This is a genomic window from archaeon CG10_big_fil_rev_8_21_14_0_10_43_11 (genome assembly GCA_002763265.1).
Lineage (GTDB): Archaea > Nanobdellota > Nanobdellia > PEZQ01 > PEZQ01 > PEZQ01.
Genome location: PEZQ01000001.1, coordinates 38,640 through 57,900, shown reverse-complemented (window position 1 = coordinate 57,900; position 19,261 = coordinate 38,640). Strand labels below are relative to the sequence as shown.

Below are 19,261 nucleotides of genomic sequence, written 5' to 3'. Positions count from 1 at the left end.
GAAGCGGGAAACGAAGAGGTGCAACGTGCGCGTATCTTGAAACATGGCATTACGATTTTGAAGATTTTATTGACCTTCGACGAAACACGGGTGATGAGCGAAGACGAACACATGACATGAATACCGCAGCATGGGTTCCTGACTTGTTTATGAAACGCGTGCTTGAAGACGAAAAATGGACGCTTTTCTCATCTGATGAAGTCCCCGACTTGCATCACACGTATGGTGCTGATTTTGAAAAACGCTACGTTGCCTACGAGAAAAAAGCACGTGAAGGTGGTATTCGAAAATTCAAAACGCTTCAGGCAAAAGACTTATGGAGAAAAATGCTCACCCGCCTCTTTGAAACAGGACACCCCTGGATTACGTTCAAAGACCCGTGTAATATTCGCTCACCCCAAGACCATGCCGGTGTGATTCATGGTTCAAACCTGTGCACAGAAATCACGCTTAACACAAGCGAAGATGAAATTGCGGTGTGCAATCTTGGCTCAATCAATCTGTACAAACACGTGACAAAACAAGGAGGTCTTGACAAGGAAAAAATCGCGCAAACCGTGCAAAGCGCGATACGCATGCTTGACAACGTGATTGACCTCAACTACTATCCAACAATAGAAGCTAAAAATTCAAACATGCGACACCGCCCGATTGGCATGGGTATTATGGGCTTTCAAGACGCGCTTTTTACTATGGGTGTGAGCTTTGCTGATACACAAGCACGAGAACTTGCTGATGAATGGATGGAAGTCATCTCCTACTCGGCTATTCTTTCTTCAAGCAAGCTTGCAAAAGAACGCGGCGCTTACAAATCCTATAACGGTTCAAAATGGGACAAAAACCTGTTTCCTCTTGACACCATTGAGCTTTTGGAAAAAGAACGCGGCATGCCCATTAATGTTTCACGAACAAGCAAACTCGACTGGACACCGGTTAGAAAACATGTTAAGGACTATGGCATGCGAAACTCGAATACTATGGCAATCGCGCCAACATCAAACGTGGCAAACATCACAAGCGTGTATCCCAGTCTTGAACCAATCTACAAAAACATTTATGTGAAATCAAACATTAGCGGTGAGTTCACGATTGTAAACAAACATCTTGTGCGCGACCTCAAAGCACAGGGTTTGTGGAATAAAGAAATGCTTGAAAAACTCAAATACGCTGACGGCAGGCTCTCGCGCATTGCAGGCATTCCTGAAAAAATAAAACAAAAATACCTTGAAAGCTTTGAAATAGACCCAAGCTGGCAAGTTGAACTTACTGCTGCTCGCGCAAAATGGATTGACCAAAGTCAGTCACACAACATTTTCATGGAAGGAACAAGCGGCAAAAAACTTGAAGAAATCTATTTCCAGGCATGGCACACTGGACTAAAAACAACCTACTATTTACGCACGCTTGGCGCAACACAAATTGAGAAATCTACGCTTGACACTAAATACGGGTTTACCCAAAAACGCGAATACAAAGAAATTGCACAAGAACCCCTTGCTGCAGCAGTGGGCGGAGAGCAAAAACTTTGCAAAATTGAAGACCCTGATTGTGAAGCGTGCCAATAAAAACAAACAAAAGGTGAATTAAACACAATGGCAATTATTAATGACTCAAAAACAGACCCAAATAAGATACTGCCCATGAAATATCCCTGGGCACGAGAACACTACAAGAATGGTGTTTCAAACAACTGGACACCCGAAGAAGTATCCATGCAAAAAGATGTAGAACAATGGAAATCTCACGATTTCTTTAGTGATGAAGAACGAAAAATGATTCTCTGGAACCTCGGATTTTTCTCAACAGCAGAATCTCTTACTGCAAACAACATTGTACTTGCCATTTACCGGCACGTCACCAACCCTGAATGCAGACAATACCTGCTTCGCCAAGCATTTGAAGAAGCAATTCATACTGACACATTTATTTACTGTTGTGACACGCTTGGACTCAACCCTGAAGAGATTTACACCATGTATGAAAAGATTCCTTCAATTAAAGCAAAAGATGACTATGTTGTTGACATTACTAAAACCATTTTTGACCCCACCTTTGAAACAACGGGTGATGAGAATGTTCAACGATTTGTGCGCGACCTCATTGGCTATTACGTCATTATGGAAGGCATTTTCTTTTATGCAGGCTTTGCTATGATGCTTGCACTCAAACGCCAAAACAAAATGGTAGGCATTGGCGAACAATTCGAGTTTATCATGCGAGACGAAAGCATTCACCTCGCGTTTGGCTGCGACCTGATTAACACGATTCGCGCAGAAAATCCAAGCATCTGGACGCCCGAGTTTCGCGCAGAAATTACTGAACTCATCAAAAAAGCAGTTGAGCTTGAAAAACACTATGCAAAAGATGCGTGCCCAAAGGGGATTATTGGCATTAGTTCACACCAATTTTCTGAATATGTTGAATACATTGCAGACCGCAGGCTTGAACGCATTGGACTGCCAAAAGAGTACAACCGCAAAAACCCGTTGCCCTGGATGAGTGAAGCAACTGACTTAAGTAAAGAAAAAAACTTTTTTGAAACGCGCGTAACTGAATACAGGGGAGCAGGCTCGCTTGACTGGAATTAAACAACGCCTTCAAGGGCTTTTCGAATGGTTTGAAACGCAAGTAGCGCGCACTTTTTTCGCGCATTAGTAACGGGCACGCCAATCACATCAAACACATCATCAGAAGTCATACGCTTTACTGCACTTATTTTTTTTCCTTTCACAAATTCAGTAATGATTGAAGCTGACGCCTGACTAATCGCGCAGCCCGTGCCAGTAAAGCCAATTGTTTTGATAACACCCTCTTTAACGCGTATTTCAATGCCAATTGTGTCGCCGCACAGCGGGTTCACATTTGACGCGAGCGCGTTTGCATTTTTTACATGCTCCTTGTTTCTTGGATGCGCAAAATGGTCAAGCACGTGCTCCTGATACATGTCATGTGAGTTCATACAAACACCTCAAACACGTTCTTAAGCGCAGAAAAAAGCATGTCAACATCTTCTTTTGTGTTATACACGTACATGCTTGCACGTGCAAGCGCGCCCTTGCCAAGAGCGCTAATAAGTGGCTCAGCACAGTGGTTGCCACTTCGAATTGCAACACCCCAATCATTGAGCAAGGATGCAACATCATGCGCGTGCGCATTTGCAACTGAAAAACTTACCACGCCACCACGTTCGCGTATATTTTTTGGGCCAAACGTGGTCACGCGCTCATGGGTTTCAAGCACCTTAATCGCGTATGATGCAAGCTTTTTTTCGTGTTTTTCAACGTTTCCCATACCCAGCTTTGACAGATATGCAAGTGCCGCGCTTAGACCTGCTGCACCTGCAACGTTTGGCGTTCCTGCTTCAAACTTCCAGGGAAGCTCGTTCCATTCGCTTTTTTTCGTTGTTACTGATGATATCATATCCCCGCCAAACAGGAATGGCGGCATTGAGTCAAGCAATACCGGTGTTGCATAGAGCACACCCATACCCATGGGTCCAAGCATTTTGTGCGCTGAAAAAGCGTACGCATCAGCACCAATCTTTTGCATGTCAAGGCTTACTTGTGGTGCTCCTTGCGCGCCATCAACCACAACAACCGCGCCCGCGTCATGACTCATTTTTACCAGTTCACGAATCGGATTAATCGTGCCAAGCACATTTGACGCGTGTGTGAGCGCAACAATGTGCGGTTTTTTTGATAACAACTCAGAAAAAGCCTCCAAATCAAGTGTTCCCTGATTCGTGATTGGCGCGTAATCAACGCTCGCATGGGGAACTTGCTGCCAAGGAACTATGTTTGAATGGTGTTCCATAATTGTGGTGAGGATGCGCGCGCCTTTTTTAAGAGTGTTTCGTGCATACGCGTACGCAACAAGATTAAGCGATTCTGTTGCGTTTTTGGTAAACACAATGTTTTTAGCGTTTTTTGCACGAACAAATGAAGCGGTGTTTTCATGCGCAGCATCATAGGTATTTGTTGCTTCCTCACTTAATGTGTGCACGCCACGATGCACGTTCGCGTTATGATATGCATAATAGTCTGCTATTGCATCAATCACGCTTTGCGGCTTTTGCGTTGTTGCTGCATTATCCAAATACACGAGCTCATGGTTATTAATCACTCTAGAAAAAATGGGAAAATCATTTTTCACGCGTTTTGGATTAAACATTGACTAACCACCACACAAAACGTTTCACACACCAACACGTACCTGTTTTTTATACGTTTCTGGAATGTTTAAAAATCCTTCAATAATCATGTGCTTTGCCTGTTCATGTGATAATCCGCGCGTGTTAAGATAAAACAGCGCATCTTTTGATAGTGGCACAACACTTGAAGCGTGTCCTGCTTTGACGCGGTTTGGAATGATTTCAAGGCCAGGAAATGCCTGGGCTTTTGCAGTCTTATCAAGAAGCAAGAATCGCTGTGACACGTGCGTGTCGCACTCAACGCTCTGCTTTGGAATAACCACTGTTGTGTTTGCCACATTTTTTACGCCCGCTCTCACTGCTCCGCGCGCATCCACGCGTGAAAACGTGCGCGGCGCGTCATGAATAATTCTCAAATTGCTTGTAAGCGATGCATCTGAGAAAAAAATTTCATCAACAAACACGCGCGCGCCTTCTCGCGCAAGTCGAATTACAATGTCTGAATCAATGGTGTCATGAATAAACGTGAAATGAGCGTCTTTTGCTTCATCAATACAAATTTCTCGTGTCATCCAATACTCCCCTCCATTTCATGGGCAATCAAGCGCTTGAGTTCAACCGCGTAATCCATAGGCAGTGCTTTTGTAAAATCATTAATAAAGCCAAGCACAATAAGCGCAATAGCTTCAGACTCGCTAAAGCCCCGGCTCATAATATAGAATAATTGTTCTTTTCCCACATTTCCAACACTTGCTTCGTGCGTGATTGTAGCAGTATCATTATTGATTTTCATAGTAGGATACGTGTCTGAGCGTGACGCTTCATCAAGTAAGAGCGCGTCGCACTGCACATTGCAAGATACGTTATCCGCGTGTGGCGCAACATACACAAGGCCACGATAACTTGCGCGACCGCCTTTATTGCTAATTGACTTGCTTACCACCCTGCTTGTCGTGTTTTTTGCAAGGTGCACTACTTTTCCGCCCGCGTCCTGGTGCTGGCCCTTGCCGGCATATGCAACACTCAATATTTCCCCACGAGCGCGCTCTCCTTTCAAATACACACTGGGATATTTCATAGTGATTTTGCTTCCCAAATTACCGTCAATCCACTCCACAACCGCGTCCTCATGGGCTACTGCGCGCTTTGTTACCAGATTGTATACATTGCCACTCCAGTTTTGCACCGTAGTGTAGCGAACTTTGCTTCCTTTAAGAGCAATGATTTCAACCACTGCAGCATGCAAGGAATCTTTTGAATACACCGGCGCAGTGCAGCCTTCAATATAGTGAACTTCTGCCCCCTCATCTGCAATGATAAGGGTTCGCTCAAACTGGCCCATGCGGTCAGCATTAATCCTAAAATATGCCTGTAAAGGAACACCTACTTTCACACCTTTTGGCACGTAAATAAAAGTGCCACCACTCCACGTTGCGCTGTTGAGTGCGGCAAACTTATTGTCACCAGCAGGAATAACCGTTCCAAAATATTTTTTGAAAAGCTCAGGATACTCTTTGAGTCCTGTTTCTGTGTCAAGAAAAACCACACCTTTCTTTTTCAAATCTTCTCGCAGGTTGTGATACACGGTTTCAGAGTCGTACTGTGCGCCAACCCCACCAAAGAATTTTCGCTCAGACTCGGGAACGCCAAGGCGCTCAAACGTGTCTTTAATTTCTTTTGGCACATCATTCCAGTTGTGCGCAAGACTGCCGGGTTTCAAGTAGTAGGTGATGTCATCAAAATTGATGTTTGAAAGATCAGCGCCCCATGTTGGCATTGGTTTTTCATTAAAAATAGTAAGCGCGTTTAATCTAAACTCGCGCATCCATTCTGGTTCTTGTTTTGTTTTAGAAATCGTATTAACAACCGCACGGTTCAATCCTCTTTTAGTTTTGAAAACTGACGCGTCAGGTTTACTAAAACCATAGCGTTCTTTGTAATCATCATTAAGATGCTTGAGAGCAAGCGTTTTTTCGTTCATGCTAAAATCCCTGCATACCCCTCTTCTTCAATTTGTTTTGCAATTTCTGGACCGCCGCTTTTTATGATTTTTCCGTTTTTTAAAATGTGGACAAAATCTGTTTTCAAGTGCGAAAGCAATCGATTGTAATGCGTAATAACCAAGCCTGACAAATGCTCTTTTCGCAGTTCATTTACTGTTGAGGCAAGGTTTCTCATGGTGTCAACATCAAGACCAGAGTCTATCTCGTCAAGAATCACGAATGATGGTTTTTGTGAGAGTAACTGCAAGACTTCTGCGCGTTTCTTCTCCCCGCCACTCAACCCTTTATTGACTTCGCGGTTAAGCAGGTCTAATTCAAAACCAACTTTTGAAAGGTCTGTTTTAAGTTCTTTTCTAAAATCAAAAATGCTCTTGTCATAGCCGCGTTTTTTTGCGATTTGAAACAGTAAGTTTGAAAACACAACGCCATCAACATCAACAGGTTGCTGGAATCCAAGAAATATGCCGAGACGAGCGCGCTCATCAGTTGACAAGTCAAGAATGTTTTTTCCTTTGAAAAAAATCTCTCCAGATACGACTATGTAATCAGGATGTCCCATGATAGTTTTTGCAAGCGTTGACTTGCCACTGCCGTTTGGACCCATGATAGTATGAAATTCTCCTTTATTGATAGTAAGACTCACACCACTCAAAACAGGCTTTGAACCAACATTCACATGAAGGTTTTTGATTTCAAAAAGGAGACTCATTGAGTTGCACCTCCTTTTATTGCGTCAGAAATTGCTTTGAGATGAATAAAATAGCAAGAATCATGATTGTTAAATGACGAACAAAACGCGCACGTTGCCTGGTTTATGTTTTTTTCACCAGCATTGTTAGCAATCAGGTTTGCAAGCTCTCTGCCAATGTTTTGCACCTGCTCTGAGGAGGCAAGCGCCTTTATCTCGTCAGAAAATTTTCCTGCTACGTACTTGCTTATTTGAGCCTGGGTCACGCCAAGATTGTCTGCAGCGCGCATCTGGCTTAAGCGATGCGTGTTTACAAGTTCAAGAGCTGTTGCTGCCTTAATTGCCGGCAAAAAACTTTTTGACACTGATTCACAAGGAGCTATCATTATAACTGAGTTATAATTATCACTGCTTTTTAAATTATTCGCTTCTTACTCAGGGTTTTGGCAAAACTCATAAAAACAGTTCGCACCTGTAGCAGGTCACTATGGTTCAAAAAACACTGGTACTCATCAAACCAGACGGCGTAGCGCGCGGTCTTGTTGGTGAAATCATCAAACGCTTTGAACAGCGCGGTCTCAAAATTATCGGATTAAAACTCATGCACGTTGACACGGAATTTGCACAAAAACATTACAAGGAACACGTTGAAAAACCCTTTTTTGGCGAACTTATGCACTACATTAGGCAAGGACCCGTGCTTGCTATGGTTTTGGAAGGCAAAGACGCAATTAGTTTTGTGAGAAAACTTGTTGGTCCAACCCGCCCAAATGATGCACAGCCAGGAACCATTCGCGGTGATTTCGCGCACACGCTCGGCCCGCTTGGAAAGAATCTTATTCATGCAAGCGCAAACGAGTCTGATGCGAAAAAAGAATGTGAGTTGTGGTTTAGCACTAATGAAGTATGCTCATACACGCGCAGCGGCCAAGAACACCACTACTAAAAAAAGTGCCCTCATTTTTTGAGTAGCCCATACCCAATAAGGCGCCAGCGCTTGTTTACCATGCGTGAGAGTGCGACTTTTTGTTCGTAATCAATACATACGGGTAATTTAAGTTTAATATTGGTTGTTCCGCCTTTTCCAAGACCAGACACGACGCCAAGGGTTTTACTGGTCCATGCATTAATCATGAGAAGATCGTTGATTTTTATTTTTTCAATATCACCCTCATCTTGGGAGCCAACAACGCGGTTCATCAAATGAATTTCAATCACGAGGTCATGGTGAACTGGGGGGAGTTTTTCTTTTTTTCCAAGTACGCTTCCTGCAAGACGGTCTGATTTTGTGACAAACATGTCAAGGTCTGTTCCCACGCCAAGCGAACCCCCTGGACCTGCTTTAGTAAGTGATTCATTTCCTGATAAAAGCGATGTAACCGTTGTTTGAAGAACCGTGTACTCTCCTTTGTCATCGCGAAAACCAGGCTTTATTTCAACAACATCACCAACGCTAAGCGTTCCTTGCAGGATAACGCCACCAACAATGCCGCCTGCAAGTGTGTTAATAGACACGCCGGGTTTGTTTACGTCAAAACTACGCGCAATAATGAGTGCCGGGTCTTTTGTGAGATCCCGTTTTGGAGTAGGAATATTTGTTTGGATATGGTCAAGAAGCACGTCAATGTTTGCACCGTGTTGTGCACTAATTGGAATAACTGGCGCGTTTTCTGCAATACTTCCTTTGACAAATTTTTTGATTTCTTTAAAGTTTTCAAGTGCTCGTGCTTCATCAACAAGGTCAATTTTGTTTTGCACAATAATGATTTTTTGAACGCCAAGGATTTCAAGTGCCATTAAGTGTTCTTTTGTTTGCGGCTGCACGCCTTCGTTTGCAGCAACAAGAAGCAAGGCGCCGTCCATGGTCGCAGCACCTGAAAGCATAGTTGCCATAAGGGTTTCGTGGCCTGGCGCGTCAACAAAGCTGATTTTTCGCTCATCTTTTGCTGTTCCTCCGCACGCGCACTTTTTTTGAGTGACGAGTTTTGCGCATTTTTGGCATTTCCGAATGGTTGCGTCTGCATACCCCAATTTAATAGTAATACCGCGCTTTACTGATTCAGAGTGCACGTCAGCCCACTTGCCAGTGAGGCGCTGGAGAAGGGTTGTTTTTCCATGATCCACATGACCTGCGGTTCCAATATTAATTTCTGGCTGACTCATCTTCAAACACTAATAGCAGAACGTTTTAAAAAAGTATTGATTTTTTAGGAAAAAAAAGGTTTTTACGCGCTTGCTTCTCCTGCTTGTTTTCCCTGCTCAGGTTCTTTGAGCTTTTCTTCTTTTTTAAGCACGTATTTTGGTTCAAAGTACGCTTTTTTCTCAGCGGTTTTGTACACGTTCACAAACACTTTTGAACGCGGCGTGCCAAACATGCCTTGAATCTTTCGCACTGCAACAACATCAGTTTTCTTGCCGAGTTCTGCTAGAATAACGCTTTCAAGCTCTTTTCTGCTTGGCTGCGCTTTTCTTTCATGTTCAATAAGAAGCATGACTTCTTCTCGTTCCATAACCGAATTTTTTTTCTTCTCAACAACAGTAACTTTCATGGTTATGATTTCACCCGTATTGCATATTCTCCTGGAGAGTTTGCATGAATGCGCTCAGCAATGCGAGAGTGATTAGGATTGAATACAACAATTTGTCCTTTAATGTTTGTACCAAGGTCTTTACTTTTACAAATTGGGCAGTCATTGCCTTTTTCAACAATTACTAAACATTTTTTGCATGCTCGTACCATTATTGAGTACCTCCTTTTTTCGCATCAGCTTCAGTTTCAGCAACCTGTTGCTCAACAAGGTCAAGCCGTCCCATGCCGCTTTGGCGCATAGTAAGACCAATTTTTCCTGTTTCTTTGCTTTTGAGGCTGATTGCGATGATGCGGGCGCGAACCTTGTCACCTACTTTAAGCACGGTTCCTGATTGTTTTCCAAGCAAGCTTCCTGCTTTTGAGTAGTTGACAAAATCATCCATAACTTGTGAAACATGAACAAGACCATCAATAGGTCCCATACGCATGAACACGCCAAATTCGCGAACTTCTGAAATAACGCCTTCAACAACTTCGTGCATGTGCGGTTCCCACGCAATCATTTCAAAAAGAGTCTCGTAGTAAACTGCGCCGTCCTCAGGAAGGATAACTCCCTCGCCAACTGACTCAATTTTGTTGAGCAGTAAGAGGATTCCTGCATTTTTTGCAAGACCTCCTTCGTATTCCTCGCGGATAACTTGTTCAATTGCGCCTTCCAAGTCTTCTGAAAAGAGGTGGGGAGGGACGCGAATCCTGTCTTTTACTTTCACACGCTGGTACATGAGTATCGAATGTATGACACAACACAAGGGTATTTAAATTTAATTGTTCACGCTTTTTCAAGGGTTTGGCCTGAGCGCAAAAAGAGGGTGTGAATGTTTCTGCGCTTTGCGCGCGAGCGAAGCGCTTTGTCATTGGTTGCAATAATAGCGTTGTGCTCTTTTGCAAGCGCAAGCAATGCCGAATCCGTGTCTTTTGGTAGCATACCCGTACTCAACACCTCAATGCCTTCAGATTCAATGTATTTGAGCGCGACTTTTGCAAAACGCTCTTTTTTCGTGATTTTTTCGAGTTCTAACAGGATAAAATCAGGCACTGCTATGTGTGCGTTTTCAACAAGAACCGGTATTTCAGCAATGATGTCAACTCCTTTGGTGAAGGGAACCACGCAAAAGTTTGCATCCAAAAACACGTAGGTCATACGGGTATGCGCGCATCGCTGCTATAAACACGTTTTGGAATACTCAAACTAAATATTTATATTATATTAAAAAACACAATATCCCTATGCACGATGCGTTACAAAAAGAAGTTGAAACACTGCTCAAAAACAGTGAGTTTATGGTGCTTGACACTACAGGCATGATTATTGCCCTTGTTGAAGGAATCGCTCTTATTAAAGGAAAAAATGAATTGTTAAGCAGGCTTGAAACAATCAAAGCAGAAGGAGAAATGCCTGTTTCACTGCTCCAAAAATCAATGCTCACCACCGGTTTTTTAGGAACGCTTGGAAAAATTGTGTTTACAAAAGAAGATATGGTGCAGTACAAAAACGCAAGCCCGCAAGAACAGGAACGCATGCGTGAAGCTGAGCGAAGTCTTGGAAATAACGTGAAAGGCGCACTCCAAGAATTTAGCAACAACCACCCGAAAGGATTTATTGAACAGCGACCCTTCCACGGTCACGCGTACGTGATTGTGTGCGCACCCTACGCAAACGCGTCAGCAAGCGCTAAAAGCGTGCTTCGAGCAATCTATGAAGAATCAGCAGAGCAGGTTAAAGGCGAAACGCGATTGCAAGAAGCATGGTTTCCCGGCTACGATATTGAACCTGCATCACGCGCATTATTCAAGATATTACATGCAGTTTCTAAAAAACAGCGTGCATAAACCGTGAGCAGATACGTTTAAAAGCCCGTTTTTGATTGTCTAAAGCTATGATTCGCCAACCAATTATTGCTGTTCTTGGACATGTTGACCACGGCAAGACTACGCTTCTTGACAAAATTAGGGGAACGGCTGTGCAACACAAAGAAGCAGGAGGCATCACCCAACAAATTGGCGCAACAGAAATTCCGATTAAAACCATTCAAGACGTGTGCGGCGACCTTATTAAAGGGAAACATTTTACGATTCCCGGACTCTTATTTATTGACACCCCAGGACACGCGGCGTTTTCATCACTTCGCGAGCGCGGCGGAAGCATCGCAGACCTTGCTGTTCTTGTTATTGATGTTAATCAGGGCGTGCAGCCGCAAACCAAGGAATCCATTGATATCTTGCGCTCATTTAAAGTCCCATTTGTAATTGCATGCAATAAAATAGATCTCGTGCATGGCTGGCGAGCACAACACACAACGTCATACACTCATTCTGAAAAAAAACAAAACTCGCAGGCCATTGAAAACTTAAACCTCAAACTCTATGACATTATGGGTCAACTCTCGCAAGCAGGATTTAATGCAGCACATGTTCGCGATGTTGAAGATTATGCAAAAACCATTGCACTCATCCCAACCTCAGGGGTGAGCGGGGAAGGTATTAGCGAACTGCTCATGGTATTGAGCGGTCTTTCTCAAAAATTCCTGCAAGCCCGCCTTGAAATCAATAAACAGTCAGAAGGCAAAGGCTCAATTATCGAAGTTAAAGAAGAAAAAGGCCTTGGAAAAACCATTGACGTAATTCTCTACAATGGCAGCGTGCGCATCAATGACGCGCTTATTATTGGGGGTATTGAAAAACCAATCATCACCAAGGTCAAATCACTTCTCAAACCAGCTCCTCTTACAGAACTACGCCAAACCAAAAAATATGACCGGCTCAAAGAAATCGGTGCTGCAGCGGGCATCAAAATAGCTGCGCCCGACCTTGAAGGCGTTATTCCGGGCATGCCCTTTATTGCAGGGGCAAAGGATATTGAAAAAACCAAAGAAACAATTCAAAAACAGATTAATGCAATTCTTGTTGAAACCCAGGAAACCGGGGTTGTTATCAAAGCTGAGAGTCTTGGCTCGCTTGAAGCATTAAGCAGCATTCTCAAAGAACATGCTATTCCCATAAAGAGCGCAGGAATCGGGGATGTGAACAAAAAAGATGTGGTGACCGCACAAGGCGTGCGCGAAAACGAACCCTACTTAGGCGTTATTTTCGCGTTTAATGTGCATATTGGCGAGCGCGCACAAGCGGTGATTGAAAAAGAACACGTCAAAGTGTTTAAAGCAAACATCATCTACAAACTTGTTGAAAACTATGAAGAATGGAAAGAGCAGCTTAAAACAGAAAAAGAAAAAGAAATTCTTCTTACCACAACCACGCCAGTAAAACTGCAGGTGCAAGAAGATTGCGTGTTTCGCGAGTTCAATCCGTGCATTGTAGGTGTTGAAGTGATTGGCGGAACGCTTCGAAACGGCATAAAACTCATAAACGCCGCTGCAAAAAGCCTGGGACGCGTAAAAGGCATACAACACCAAAATGAGAATGTTGCACAAGCTGGCCGTGGCGAACACATTGCAATAAGCATTGAAAACGCGAAATACAAGCGCGATTTTGAGGAATCAGACTTTTTTTACAGTGATATTTCTGAACACGATTTTAAAACGCTTCTCTCCATGAAAAAATTTTTAACCGTAAACGAACTTGAAATCCTGCAAGAAATCCTTGACCTCAAACGCAAACAAAACGCGCTTTGGGGTATGTGAGCCGATTAGAAATCAGATACGGGAACGCAACGCGTCCACTACTTCTGGAAACGACTGATTGAGGTTTGTTGTTTCACCAAAATCAACGGCAATATTGTAAAGTTCAGTTCCGTTTGGCGTGATAATGAGTTTATATGAGTCTTTTATAACGCTTATATCCTTGAAATAGGGTGTTTCCTGTGCGTGGCCTGAAATAATCGTGCTCACATGCTCGGCTGAAAACATATCAGTACCATCAACATGGTCTGCATAGGACACGCCTAAACTGGTGAGAATGGTTGGAAACAGGTCTGCGAGCATGACTGGTTCTTCGCGGATTTCATGCATGTTTTCAGGAAAGTGAATGAGAAGCGGCACGTGAATTTCCGTGTTGTAGAGTTTTCGGTGCAGGAACGTGCCATGCTCGCCAAACGCTTCGCCATGGTCAGACATGACAACCACAAGTGTCTTTTCAAGACAGCCCTTTTCTTCAAGCAGATTAAAAAGCTCCCGCACGTATTCGTCTGTTTTTCGAATCTTATTAGCATACGCGCGCTTCGCGTTCTCAGCTTCGCGCGGTGTGTCATTAAACTCTAACACATAGCCTCTGCTTATCTCGCGATATGACACGTTAGTAAGAGCCTCCTCCATGCTTATTGTGTTCACATCAATGCCTTTGCGTGAAAGCAGTTGGGCAAGTGTGATGCTTAGATTAGAATTAAAGATTGGAAATACCACCTCGCTCTCATTATTCAACACGTACGGGTCATGCGGGTAGTAGGTGTGGAAAAAAGCGAAAAAAGGGCTTTTGCAAGCAAGCGTATCTCTAATAACCGGAAAATCAAATGGTTTTAAAAAGATAGTTGTTTTATCCTCAAACACGGTTTGAAAACCGTTCAAAACACCGGTTGCTTCTGAAACAAATCCTGCCCCGCTAAATGCGAATGTTGCATACCCTTTGTTTGCCAATACCTCAGTGAACGTTGTGTTTGTAAGCACGCTATCCCCTTGTATGGCACCATGCGTGCCCGCGAACAATCCGGTAAACATGCTTGCATGGCTTGGAAGCGTCCACGGCGCGTTTGAAAACGCTCGCGTAAACACAACTGACTCTTTGGAGAACTCATCTAAAAAGGGCGTGGTGTTTAATGAATAATTCATATATCCAAGCATGTCTCCTCGCAGCGTGTCAAGCGAGATAATGACAAGATTGCAATCAAGACACGCATAGGTTTTTCCAAAAAAAACGGAATTTACCAGTCCTACACCAAAAAGAACAAGGACTATACTTAGAACAAAAAACCACACCACGCGCATGTCCTACTAAAGAGCAGCATGCACATATTAAATAATCGTCTTAAAAAAGGGTAGATGCTAAGAAATCCAATAGTTTTTTAAAGGATATGATATTTTTAACTACAACACAGGTGGCACAACACACAATGAAAGCTGTAATCGCAGACCCAAAAACAGGCAAGACGTATGGAAAACCGCTTACTGATGAGGATGTAAAACTCCTGGTAGGAAAACGCATTGGCGAGACTCTTAAAGGAGAAGTTCTTGACTTGCAAGGCTATGAATTTGAAATCACAGGCGGAAATGACACGCAAGGCTTTGCCATGAGAAAAAGCGTTCCTGGCACGAAACGAAAGAAACTTCTTATTAGCGGCGGAGTCGGCTTTAAACCAGATGCAAAAGGCCTAAGAAGACGAAAAACCGTTCGCGGAAATGCTATTGACACAGACATTGCACAAGTGAACATGAAAATAGTAAAAGAAGGCAAAACCCCTCTTGCTGATGTGTTCAAAAAAGAAGAAGGCGAAAAAAAGGAAGGTGAACAATAAATGGCATCAGGACCAAAAGTTCGAACGCGTGGAAAAAGAAAACCAACAAAGCGCCCCACAAGCAAGAAATACCAAGCATTCACCATTGAAGGAAACACACTTTCACGAAACAAAAGCATGTGCGCAAAATGTGGTGCAGGCGTGTACATGGCACAACACAAAAACCGCGAAACGTGCGGAAAATGTGGTTACACTAAGTTCAAGCAAGACTAACATCTCCGCAAAGTATTCTTACAAAGTTTTTTAAACATGAGCGAGGGTTGTCTTGTAATAATGATTTGCTTAGGTATTGAAAGCACGGCTCACACGTTTGGCATTGGCATTATCACTGATACTGGTGAGATTCTTGCAAACGAGCGCGACATGTTCAAACCAAAAAAAGGAGGAATTCACCCGCGTGAAGCAGCAGAACACCACGCAAGCGCGTGTTATGATATTCTTAAAAAAGCGCTGAGTTCAGCACAGCTCGCGCTGAGCAACATTGACCTTATCTCATTCTCACAGGGACCCGGACTTGGACCGTGCCTTAAAGTCGGCGCAGTATTTGCGCGCACGCTCGCGTACGTGACTAAAAAACCACTTGTTGGAGTAAACCACTGCGTTGCGCACTTAGAGATTGGCAAGAAATTCTCAGGCTTCAAAGACCCAGTGCTTCTCTACACGTCAGGCGCGAACACGCAGGTTATTGCGCTTGAAGGCGGGAGGTATCGCTTGTTTGGCGAAACCCATGATATTGGTGTTGGAAACATGCTTGACGTGTTTGCACGAAGCAAAGGACTCTCTTTTCCTGGAGGGCCAAAAATTGAAGAACATGCAAAAAAAGGGAAAAAACTTCTCAGCCTGCCATACAACGTAAAAGGCATGGACTTACACTTTTCAGGAATCATGAACGCAGCCCTTGATATAAACCAACCGCTTGAAGATGTGTGTTTTTCATTGCAAGAAACCGTGTTTGCCATGCTTGTTGAAGTAGCAGAACGGGCTATGGCTCACACGCAAAAAAACGAACTCGTGCTTGGCGGAGGTGTTGGAGCAAACAAGCGCCTGCAAGAAATGTGCAAAATCATGTGCAAAGAGCGCGGCGCCATTTTTAGCGCACCACCGCCTGGCGTGTGCGTGGATAACGGGGCAATGATTGCATGGACAGGTATTATCATGCACAAAGCAGGCGTGAAAAGTAGTACCACACGCGTTAATCAGGATTTTAGAACAGACCAGGTGGATGTGATATGGAACTAAGCCGCGGCGCAGAAGCCGTGCTCACGCGCAGCAACGGCACGGTCATTAAAGAACGCGTTAAAAAAGGCTACCGCCATCCCACACTTGATGAGAACCTGCGTTTTTGGCGCACTAAAAAAGAGGCAAAACTCCTCAGCGATGCGCGGCGCATTGGCGTGCGCGCGCCAAGGCTTCTTAAAACAGGCAAAGACACGATTGAGATGACTTATGTTGAGGGAAAACTGCTTCGCGACCATCTTGACACGTTCACTGAATGGAACTGGGTGTGTGAAGACATTGGCAGGAGCGTTGCACGATTGCACGCGCACGACCTTATACATGGGGATTTGACCACGTCAAACATGATTCTCAAAGAAGGTGAAGTGTATTTCATTGATTTTGGATTGGGTTTTGAGACCAAAAAAACAGAGGACCGCGCAGTAGATGTGCGCGTGCTTGAAGAAGCGTTCAATGCTAAGCACCCAAAAAATGCAGACAAATTCTTCAAGGCATTTCTCAAAGGATATAGTGCATACGAGAAAAGTGGTGCGGTTATTGCCCGTCTTGAAGAAGTGAAAAAGCGAGGACGATACTTATGAGTTTTGAACGCCTTGTGCGAACGCACCATGTTATTCCCGAACAAGGAACGCGAGAATATTTAGAACGTGTTGTAACCATTAATAAGGAGTAAGCTTTAAAAACCCCTTATTCTTTAACCAACCATACAAACCATGGCACGAATGCATGCGAGAAAAAAAGGAAAGAGCGGCTCAACAAAGCCTGCACGAAGCAACGCTTCGTCTTGGGTGCGCCACAAGCCTGATGTAGTTGAAAAACTCGTCATCAAGCTCGGCAAAGACGACAAGACACCAGCCATGATTGGAACTCTTCTTCGCGACCAGTACGGCATTCCAGATGTTCGCACAGTAACAGGAAAAAAGCTTACTAACATCCTTGTTGAAAACAAGCTTTCAAAACAACTTCCCCATGACCTTCTTGACCTTATGAAACGCGCAGTCAACTTGCGAAAACACTTGGAATCAAATAAAAATGACAAGCACTCAACGCGGGGTCTACATCTTATTGAGTCAAAAATCAAACGCCTCACCAAATACTATCAGAAAACAGGCAAAGTTGACGCAGCATGGCGTTACAACCCAGAAGAAGCAAAGCTCATCATTGGATAAGCCGTGCAGCGAACGTGTAATATAAACAATTAAAAATGCGGGTCTTGTCAAAACAGTCATGAGAATGCATTTTGTTAGCATAAGCGGAATTTCCTCGCCATACGAACTTGACGAGCTCAAGCATGAATTGGGAAACGTTCGCTTTGAAAACCATGAGATAGTGATTGGCTACCAGTTCTCGCACAAAAGTATTTGTCAGGGTCCAAGTAATAATCGCCAACCACACCTTAAAGACGTAACTGACTTGTTTGAAACAACACGCAAATACGGCTTTGAACCAACCATTCATTATTACACAAAAGACTCACAAACCATCATGCCTGATTTACACATACTTCTCAAAGAAAACCATTTGGATTACTTTGCTAAAAAAATCCAATTCAACACACTCCCCCTTGAATCGTCACTTCTTGAAGAGGTAACTACTTTGTTTGATGTAGATATCATCTTCAAAGTGTCGGTTGCTCTCAGCGATGTGGGCGCGTTTAAAAAAGAGGATTACAATATTAAAGAGCTTACCAACTTTGTTCTTGAGCGACCTATGATTCGGTATGCTATGTTTGACCCAACACATGGGGCCAGTGTTGACCCAAAAACAGGCAAGAAACGAACGCTTAACATAACGCGTGCCGGAGCGTTTGGCAAACAAATGCGCAAATACCACCTCCCCCTCATCTTTGCAGGAGGAATTAATAGTGAAAATGCAAGCAGGGTGATTGAAAAACTTGCAGCCGCAGTTGGAAGCGCACAATTCAGCGTTGATGCTGAGAGCGGTCTTCGCAAGCCGAATCCGCACACTACCGCATACGGCATGGACACATTTAATCCAAAAAAGGCGCGTGAGTACGTGCTCGCGTGCAAAGACGTGTTTGGTTAAAGAAAAGTGGACGGGCGCGTGCATACATATTTAATAGGTACTTCTTCTTTGTGTTTGCCATGGTTGACCTGATGTTGAGCCCGAGTAAGATTGTTACGTACACGTCTTGTGCGCGCAAGTTTTGGTATCGCTACATCAAAAAGCTTCCTGAACCAGACAGTCCGCACGCGATTCGCGGAACCCTCTTTCACAAAGTGCTTGAAGACTTTTATGACATGATACAAGCAGACATGCTCAAGCAGCACAAGAATTGGGAACTGCTTGCAGACAAATTCTCACACATTCTTAACACCATAATGGCTATGGAGTGGAATAAGTTGTCACAAAAACACCGCAGCGTGTTTGATGATGAGAAAAAGTGGCAGGATGAGACGCGCGAATTCTTGCGGTTCTTTGCTATAAAAGAAGCGTATCGCATGCATAACTTTTTCAAAAAAAACAGCGCAGACGACAAGTGGTTTTCATCAAATTTTGAGCGTTATTTCAAGCCAAAAAGTCGCGAGGAATACATCAAAATTGATAACTTGCATGGGTATATTGATAAAGTTGTAAATGTGTTTGGCAGGGGTGTTGGCGTGGTTGATTATAAGAGTGGGGAAAACGGTATTCCTCATACCATTGATGATTCTCATTTATTGCAATTGAAAACGTACGCGTACATGTATGAGAAAAAGAATAACGCGCTTCCTTTGCATTTGAGCATTTATTATGCAAAAACAGGTGAGAGCGTGTTTTACAAGCCTCAAAAAGAAGATGTTTTTGAAGTTGAAAAACTCCTTGACCACATTAAAGCACTTCCCCTTGAAGAAACACGTTTTAACCGTACCGTCACAAAACTCTGCGATTATTGCCACTTCAAACCCGTGTGCAAGCCCTGGGAAGAATCAACTCTTATTCAGCCGTAAGCAAAGTTACTTTACGTGCAGTTATCGCAGGAAAAACCGCTTGATTTGTAGCATTCGTTGAGTTAGTGATACTTAGCGCTGTTACAGTAATAGAAAAGAAGAGCACAGAAAATAATAGAAAAACAATGAACAAAAACTTTTTCCTGTTCAAGTAACCCTCCGCCACAAAACACACAACCAAC

At 43.6% G+C, this 19,261-nt stretch carries 24 protein-coding genes; 12 read left to right on the top strand and 12 right to left on the bottom strand.

The features are described 5' to 3' along the window. On the top strand, window positions 1-1,565 hold a 1,565-nt coding region (locus tag COT72_00355; GenBank protein ID PIO00671.1), incomplete at its 5' end, for a ribonucleoside-diphosphate reductase subunit alpha. 27 nt (window positions 1,566-1,592) lie between these two features. Beyond that, window positions 1,593-2,588, top strand: coding sequence for a ribonucleotide-diphosphate reductase subunit beta (locus COT72_00350; protein PIO00670.1), 996 nt, complete (start codon window positions 1,593-1,595; stop codon window positions 2,586-2,588). Here COT72_00350 and COT72_00345 read toward each other — a convergent pair. Genes COT72_00345 through COT72_00320 form a run of 6 tightly spaced genes read right to left on the bottom strand, consistent with a single transcriptional unit; the run spans window position 2,585 to window position 7,227 of the window. Beyond that, window positions 2,585-2,959 (bottom strand): Fe-S cluster protein, encoded by a 375-nt coding sequence (locus tag COT72_00345; protein PIO00669.1) that lies wholly within the window; start codon window positions 2,957-2,959, stop codon window positions 2,585-2,587. The genes COT72_00350 and COT72_00345 overlap by 4 nt on opposite strands. Continuing rightward, the gene (locus COT72_00340) at window positions 2,956-4,170 is read right to left on the bottom strand and encodes a cysteine desulfurase (protein PIO00668.1); all 1,215 of its coding nucleotides are present in this window, start codon (window positions 4,168-4,170) and stop codon (window positions 2,956-2,958) included. Before COT72_00340 ends, COT72_00345 begins: the two co-directional genes overlap by 4 nt. A 24-nt stretch (window positions 4,171-4,194) precedes the next feature. Next, on the bottom strand, window positions 4,195-4,722 hold the full coding sequence (locus COT72_00335) for a hypothetical protein (GenBank protein ID PIO00667.1): 528 nt from the start codon (window positions 4,720-4,722) through the stop codon (window positions 4,195-4,197). Beyond that, window positions 4,719-6,131 carry a Fe-S cluster assembly protein SufB gene (sufB, locus tag COT72_00330; GenBank protein ID PIO00666.1) on the bottom strand — a complete coding sequence of 471 codons (1,413 nt, stop codon included), beginning with the start codon at window positions 6,129-6,131 and terminating at the stop codon, window positions 4,719-4,721. Before sufB ends, COT72_00335 begins: the two co-directional genes overlap by 4 nt. Then, the gene (gene sufC, locus COT72_00325) at window positions 6,128-6,862 is read right to left on the bottom strand and encodes a Fe-S cluster assembly ATPase SufC (protein ID PIO00665.1); all 735 of its coding nucleotides are present in this window, start codon (window positions 6,860-6,862) and stop codon (window positions 6,128-6,130) included. The genes sufB and sufC overlap by 4 nt, the downstream gene beginning before the upstream one ends. Beyond that, window positions 6,859-7,227, bottom strand: coding sequence for a hypothetical protein (locus COT72_00320; protein ID PIO00664.1), 369 nt, complete (start codon window positions 7,225-7,227; stop codon window positions 6,859-6,861). Before COT72_00320 ends, sufC begins: the two co-directional genes overlap by 4 nt. 101 nt (window positions 7,228-7,328) lie before the next feature. Here COT72_00320 and COT72_00315 point away from each other — a divergent pair, with 101 nt between their 5' ends. Further along, a complete protein-coding gene (locus tag COT72_00315; GenBank protein PIO00663.1) occupies window positions 7,329-7,787 on the top strand; it encodes a nucleoside-diphosphate kinase in 459 nt (152 codons plus the stop codon). Between the two features lie 11 nt (window positions 7,788-7,798). Here the strand turns inward: COT72_00315 and eif2g are convergent, their stop codons facing one another. The 5 genes from eif2g to COT72_00290 all read right to left on the bottom strand — a co-directional run bounded on the left by eif2g (window position 7,799) and on the right by COT72_00290 (window position 10,572). Further along, window positions 7,799-9,004: a translation initiation factor IF-2 subunit gamma gene (gene eif2g / locus COT72_00310; GenBank protein PIO00662.1), complete on the bottom strand. Its 1,206-nt coding sequence runs from the start codon at window positions 9,002-9,004 to the stop codon at window positions 7,799-7,801. A 62-nt stretch (window positions 9,005-9,066) separates the two neighbouring features. Beyond that, the gene (locus COT72_00305) at window positions 9,067-9,390 is read right to left on the bottom strand and encodes a hypothetical protein (protein ID PIO00661.1); all 324 of its coding nucleotides are present in this window, start codon (window positions 9,388-9,390) and stop codon (window positions 9,067-9,069) included. A gap of 2 nt (window positions 9,391-9,392) precedes the next feature. After that, window positions 9,393-9,581: a DNA-directed RNA polymerase subunit E'' gene (locus COT72_00300; GenBank protein ID PIO00660.1), complete on the bottom strand. Its 189-nt coding sequence runs from the start codon at window positions 9,579-9,581 to the stop codon at window positions 9,393-9,395. Continuing rightward, on the bottom strand, window positions 9,581-10,153 hold the full coding sequence (locus tag COT72_00295; GenBank protein PIO00659.1) for a DNA-directed RNA polymerase: 573 nt from the start codon (window positions 10,151-10,153) through the stop codon (window positions 9,581-9,583). Before COT72_00295 ends, COT72_00300 begins: the two co-directional genes overlap by 1 nt. A gap of 47 nt (window positions 10,154-10,200) precedes the next feature. Beyond that, window positions 10,201-10,572, bottom strand: coding sequence for a hypothetical protein (locus COT72_00290; GenBank protein PIO00658.1), 372 nt, complete (start codon window positions 10,570-10,572; stop codon window positions 10,201-10,203). An 86-nt stretch (window positions 10,573-10,658) separates the two neighbouring features. Between COT72_00290 and COT72_00285 the strand changes: the two genes are divergently transcribed. After that, window positions 10,659-11,261 carry a hypothetical protein gene (locus COT72_00285; protein PIO00657.1) on the top strand — a complete coding sequence of 201 codons (603 nt, stop codon included), beginning with the start codon at window positions 10,659-10,661 and terminating at the stop codon, window positions 11,259-11,261. A gap of 47 nt (window positions 11,262-11,308) precedes the next feature. Further along, the gene (locus COT72_00280; GenBank protein PIO00656.1) at window positions 11,309-13,069 is read left to right on the top strand and encodes a translation initiation factor IF-2; all 1,761 of its coding nucleotides are present in this window, start codon (window positions 11,309-11,311) and stop codon (window positions 13,067-13,069) included. 12 nt (window positions 13,070-13,081) lie between these two features. Here COT72_00280 and COT72_00275 read toward each other — a convergent pair whose 3' ends face one another. Next, window positions 13,082-14,365, bottom strand: coding sequence for a hypothetical protein (locus COT72_00275; protein ID PIO00655.1), 1,284 nt, complete (start codon window positions 14,363-14,365; stop codon window positions 13,082-13,084). 86 nt (window positions 14,366-14,451) lie between these two features. Between COT72_00275 and COT72_00270 the strand changes: the two genes are divergently transcribed. The 7 genes from COT72_00270 (at window position 14,452) to COT72_00240 (ending at window position 19,079) form a co-directional block, all read left to right on the top strand. Continuing rightward, window positions 14,452-14,892, top strand: a complete 441-nt coding sequence (locus tag COT72_00270) for a 30S ribosomal protein S6e (protein PIO00654.1) — start codon at window positions 14,452-14,454, stop codon at window positions 14,890-14,892. Continuing rightward, a complete protein-coding gene (locus tag COT72_00265; GenBank protein PIO00653.1) occupies window positions 14,893-15,105 on the top strand; it encodes a 30S ribosomal protein S27ae in 213 nt (70 codons plus the stop codon). Between the two features lie 60 nt (window positions 15,106-15,165). Then, window positions 15,166-16,131: a UGMP family protein gene (locus tag COT72_00260; protein PIO00652.1), complete on the top strand. Its 966-nt coding sequence runs from the start codon at window positions 15,166-15,168 to the stop codon at window positions 16,129-16,131. Next, window positions 16,122-16,709 (top strand): Kae1-associated kinase Bud32, encoded by a 588-nt coding sequence (locus COT72_00255; GenBank protein ID PIO00651.1) that lies wholly within the window; start codon window positions 16,122-16,124, stop codon window positions 16,707-16,709. Before COT72_00260 ends, COT72_00255 begins: the two co-directional genes overlap by 10 nt. Window positions 16,710-16,841: 132 nt before the next feature. After that, on the top strand, window positions 16,842-17,297 hold the full coding sequence (locus COT72_00250; protein ID PIO00650.1) for a 30S ribosomal protein S15: 456 nt from the start codon (window positions 16,842-16,844) through the stop codon (window positions 17,295-17,297). Between the two features lie 64 nt (window positions 17,298-17,361). Further along, a complete protein-coding gene (locus COT72_00245; protein PIO00649.1) occupies window positions 17,362-18,174 on the top strand; it encodes a hypothetical protein in 813 nt (270 codons plus the stop codon). Window positions 18,175-18,233: 59 nt separating this feature from the next. Next, a complete protein-coding gene (locus COT72_00240) occupies window positions 18,234-19,079 on the top strand; it encodes a hypothetical protein (protein ID PIO00648.1) in 846 nt (281 codons plus the stop codon). Window positions 19,080-19,261: the final 182 nt, after the last annotated feature.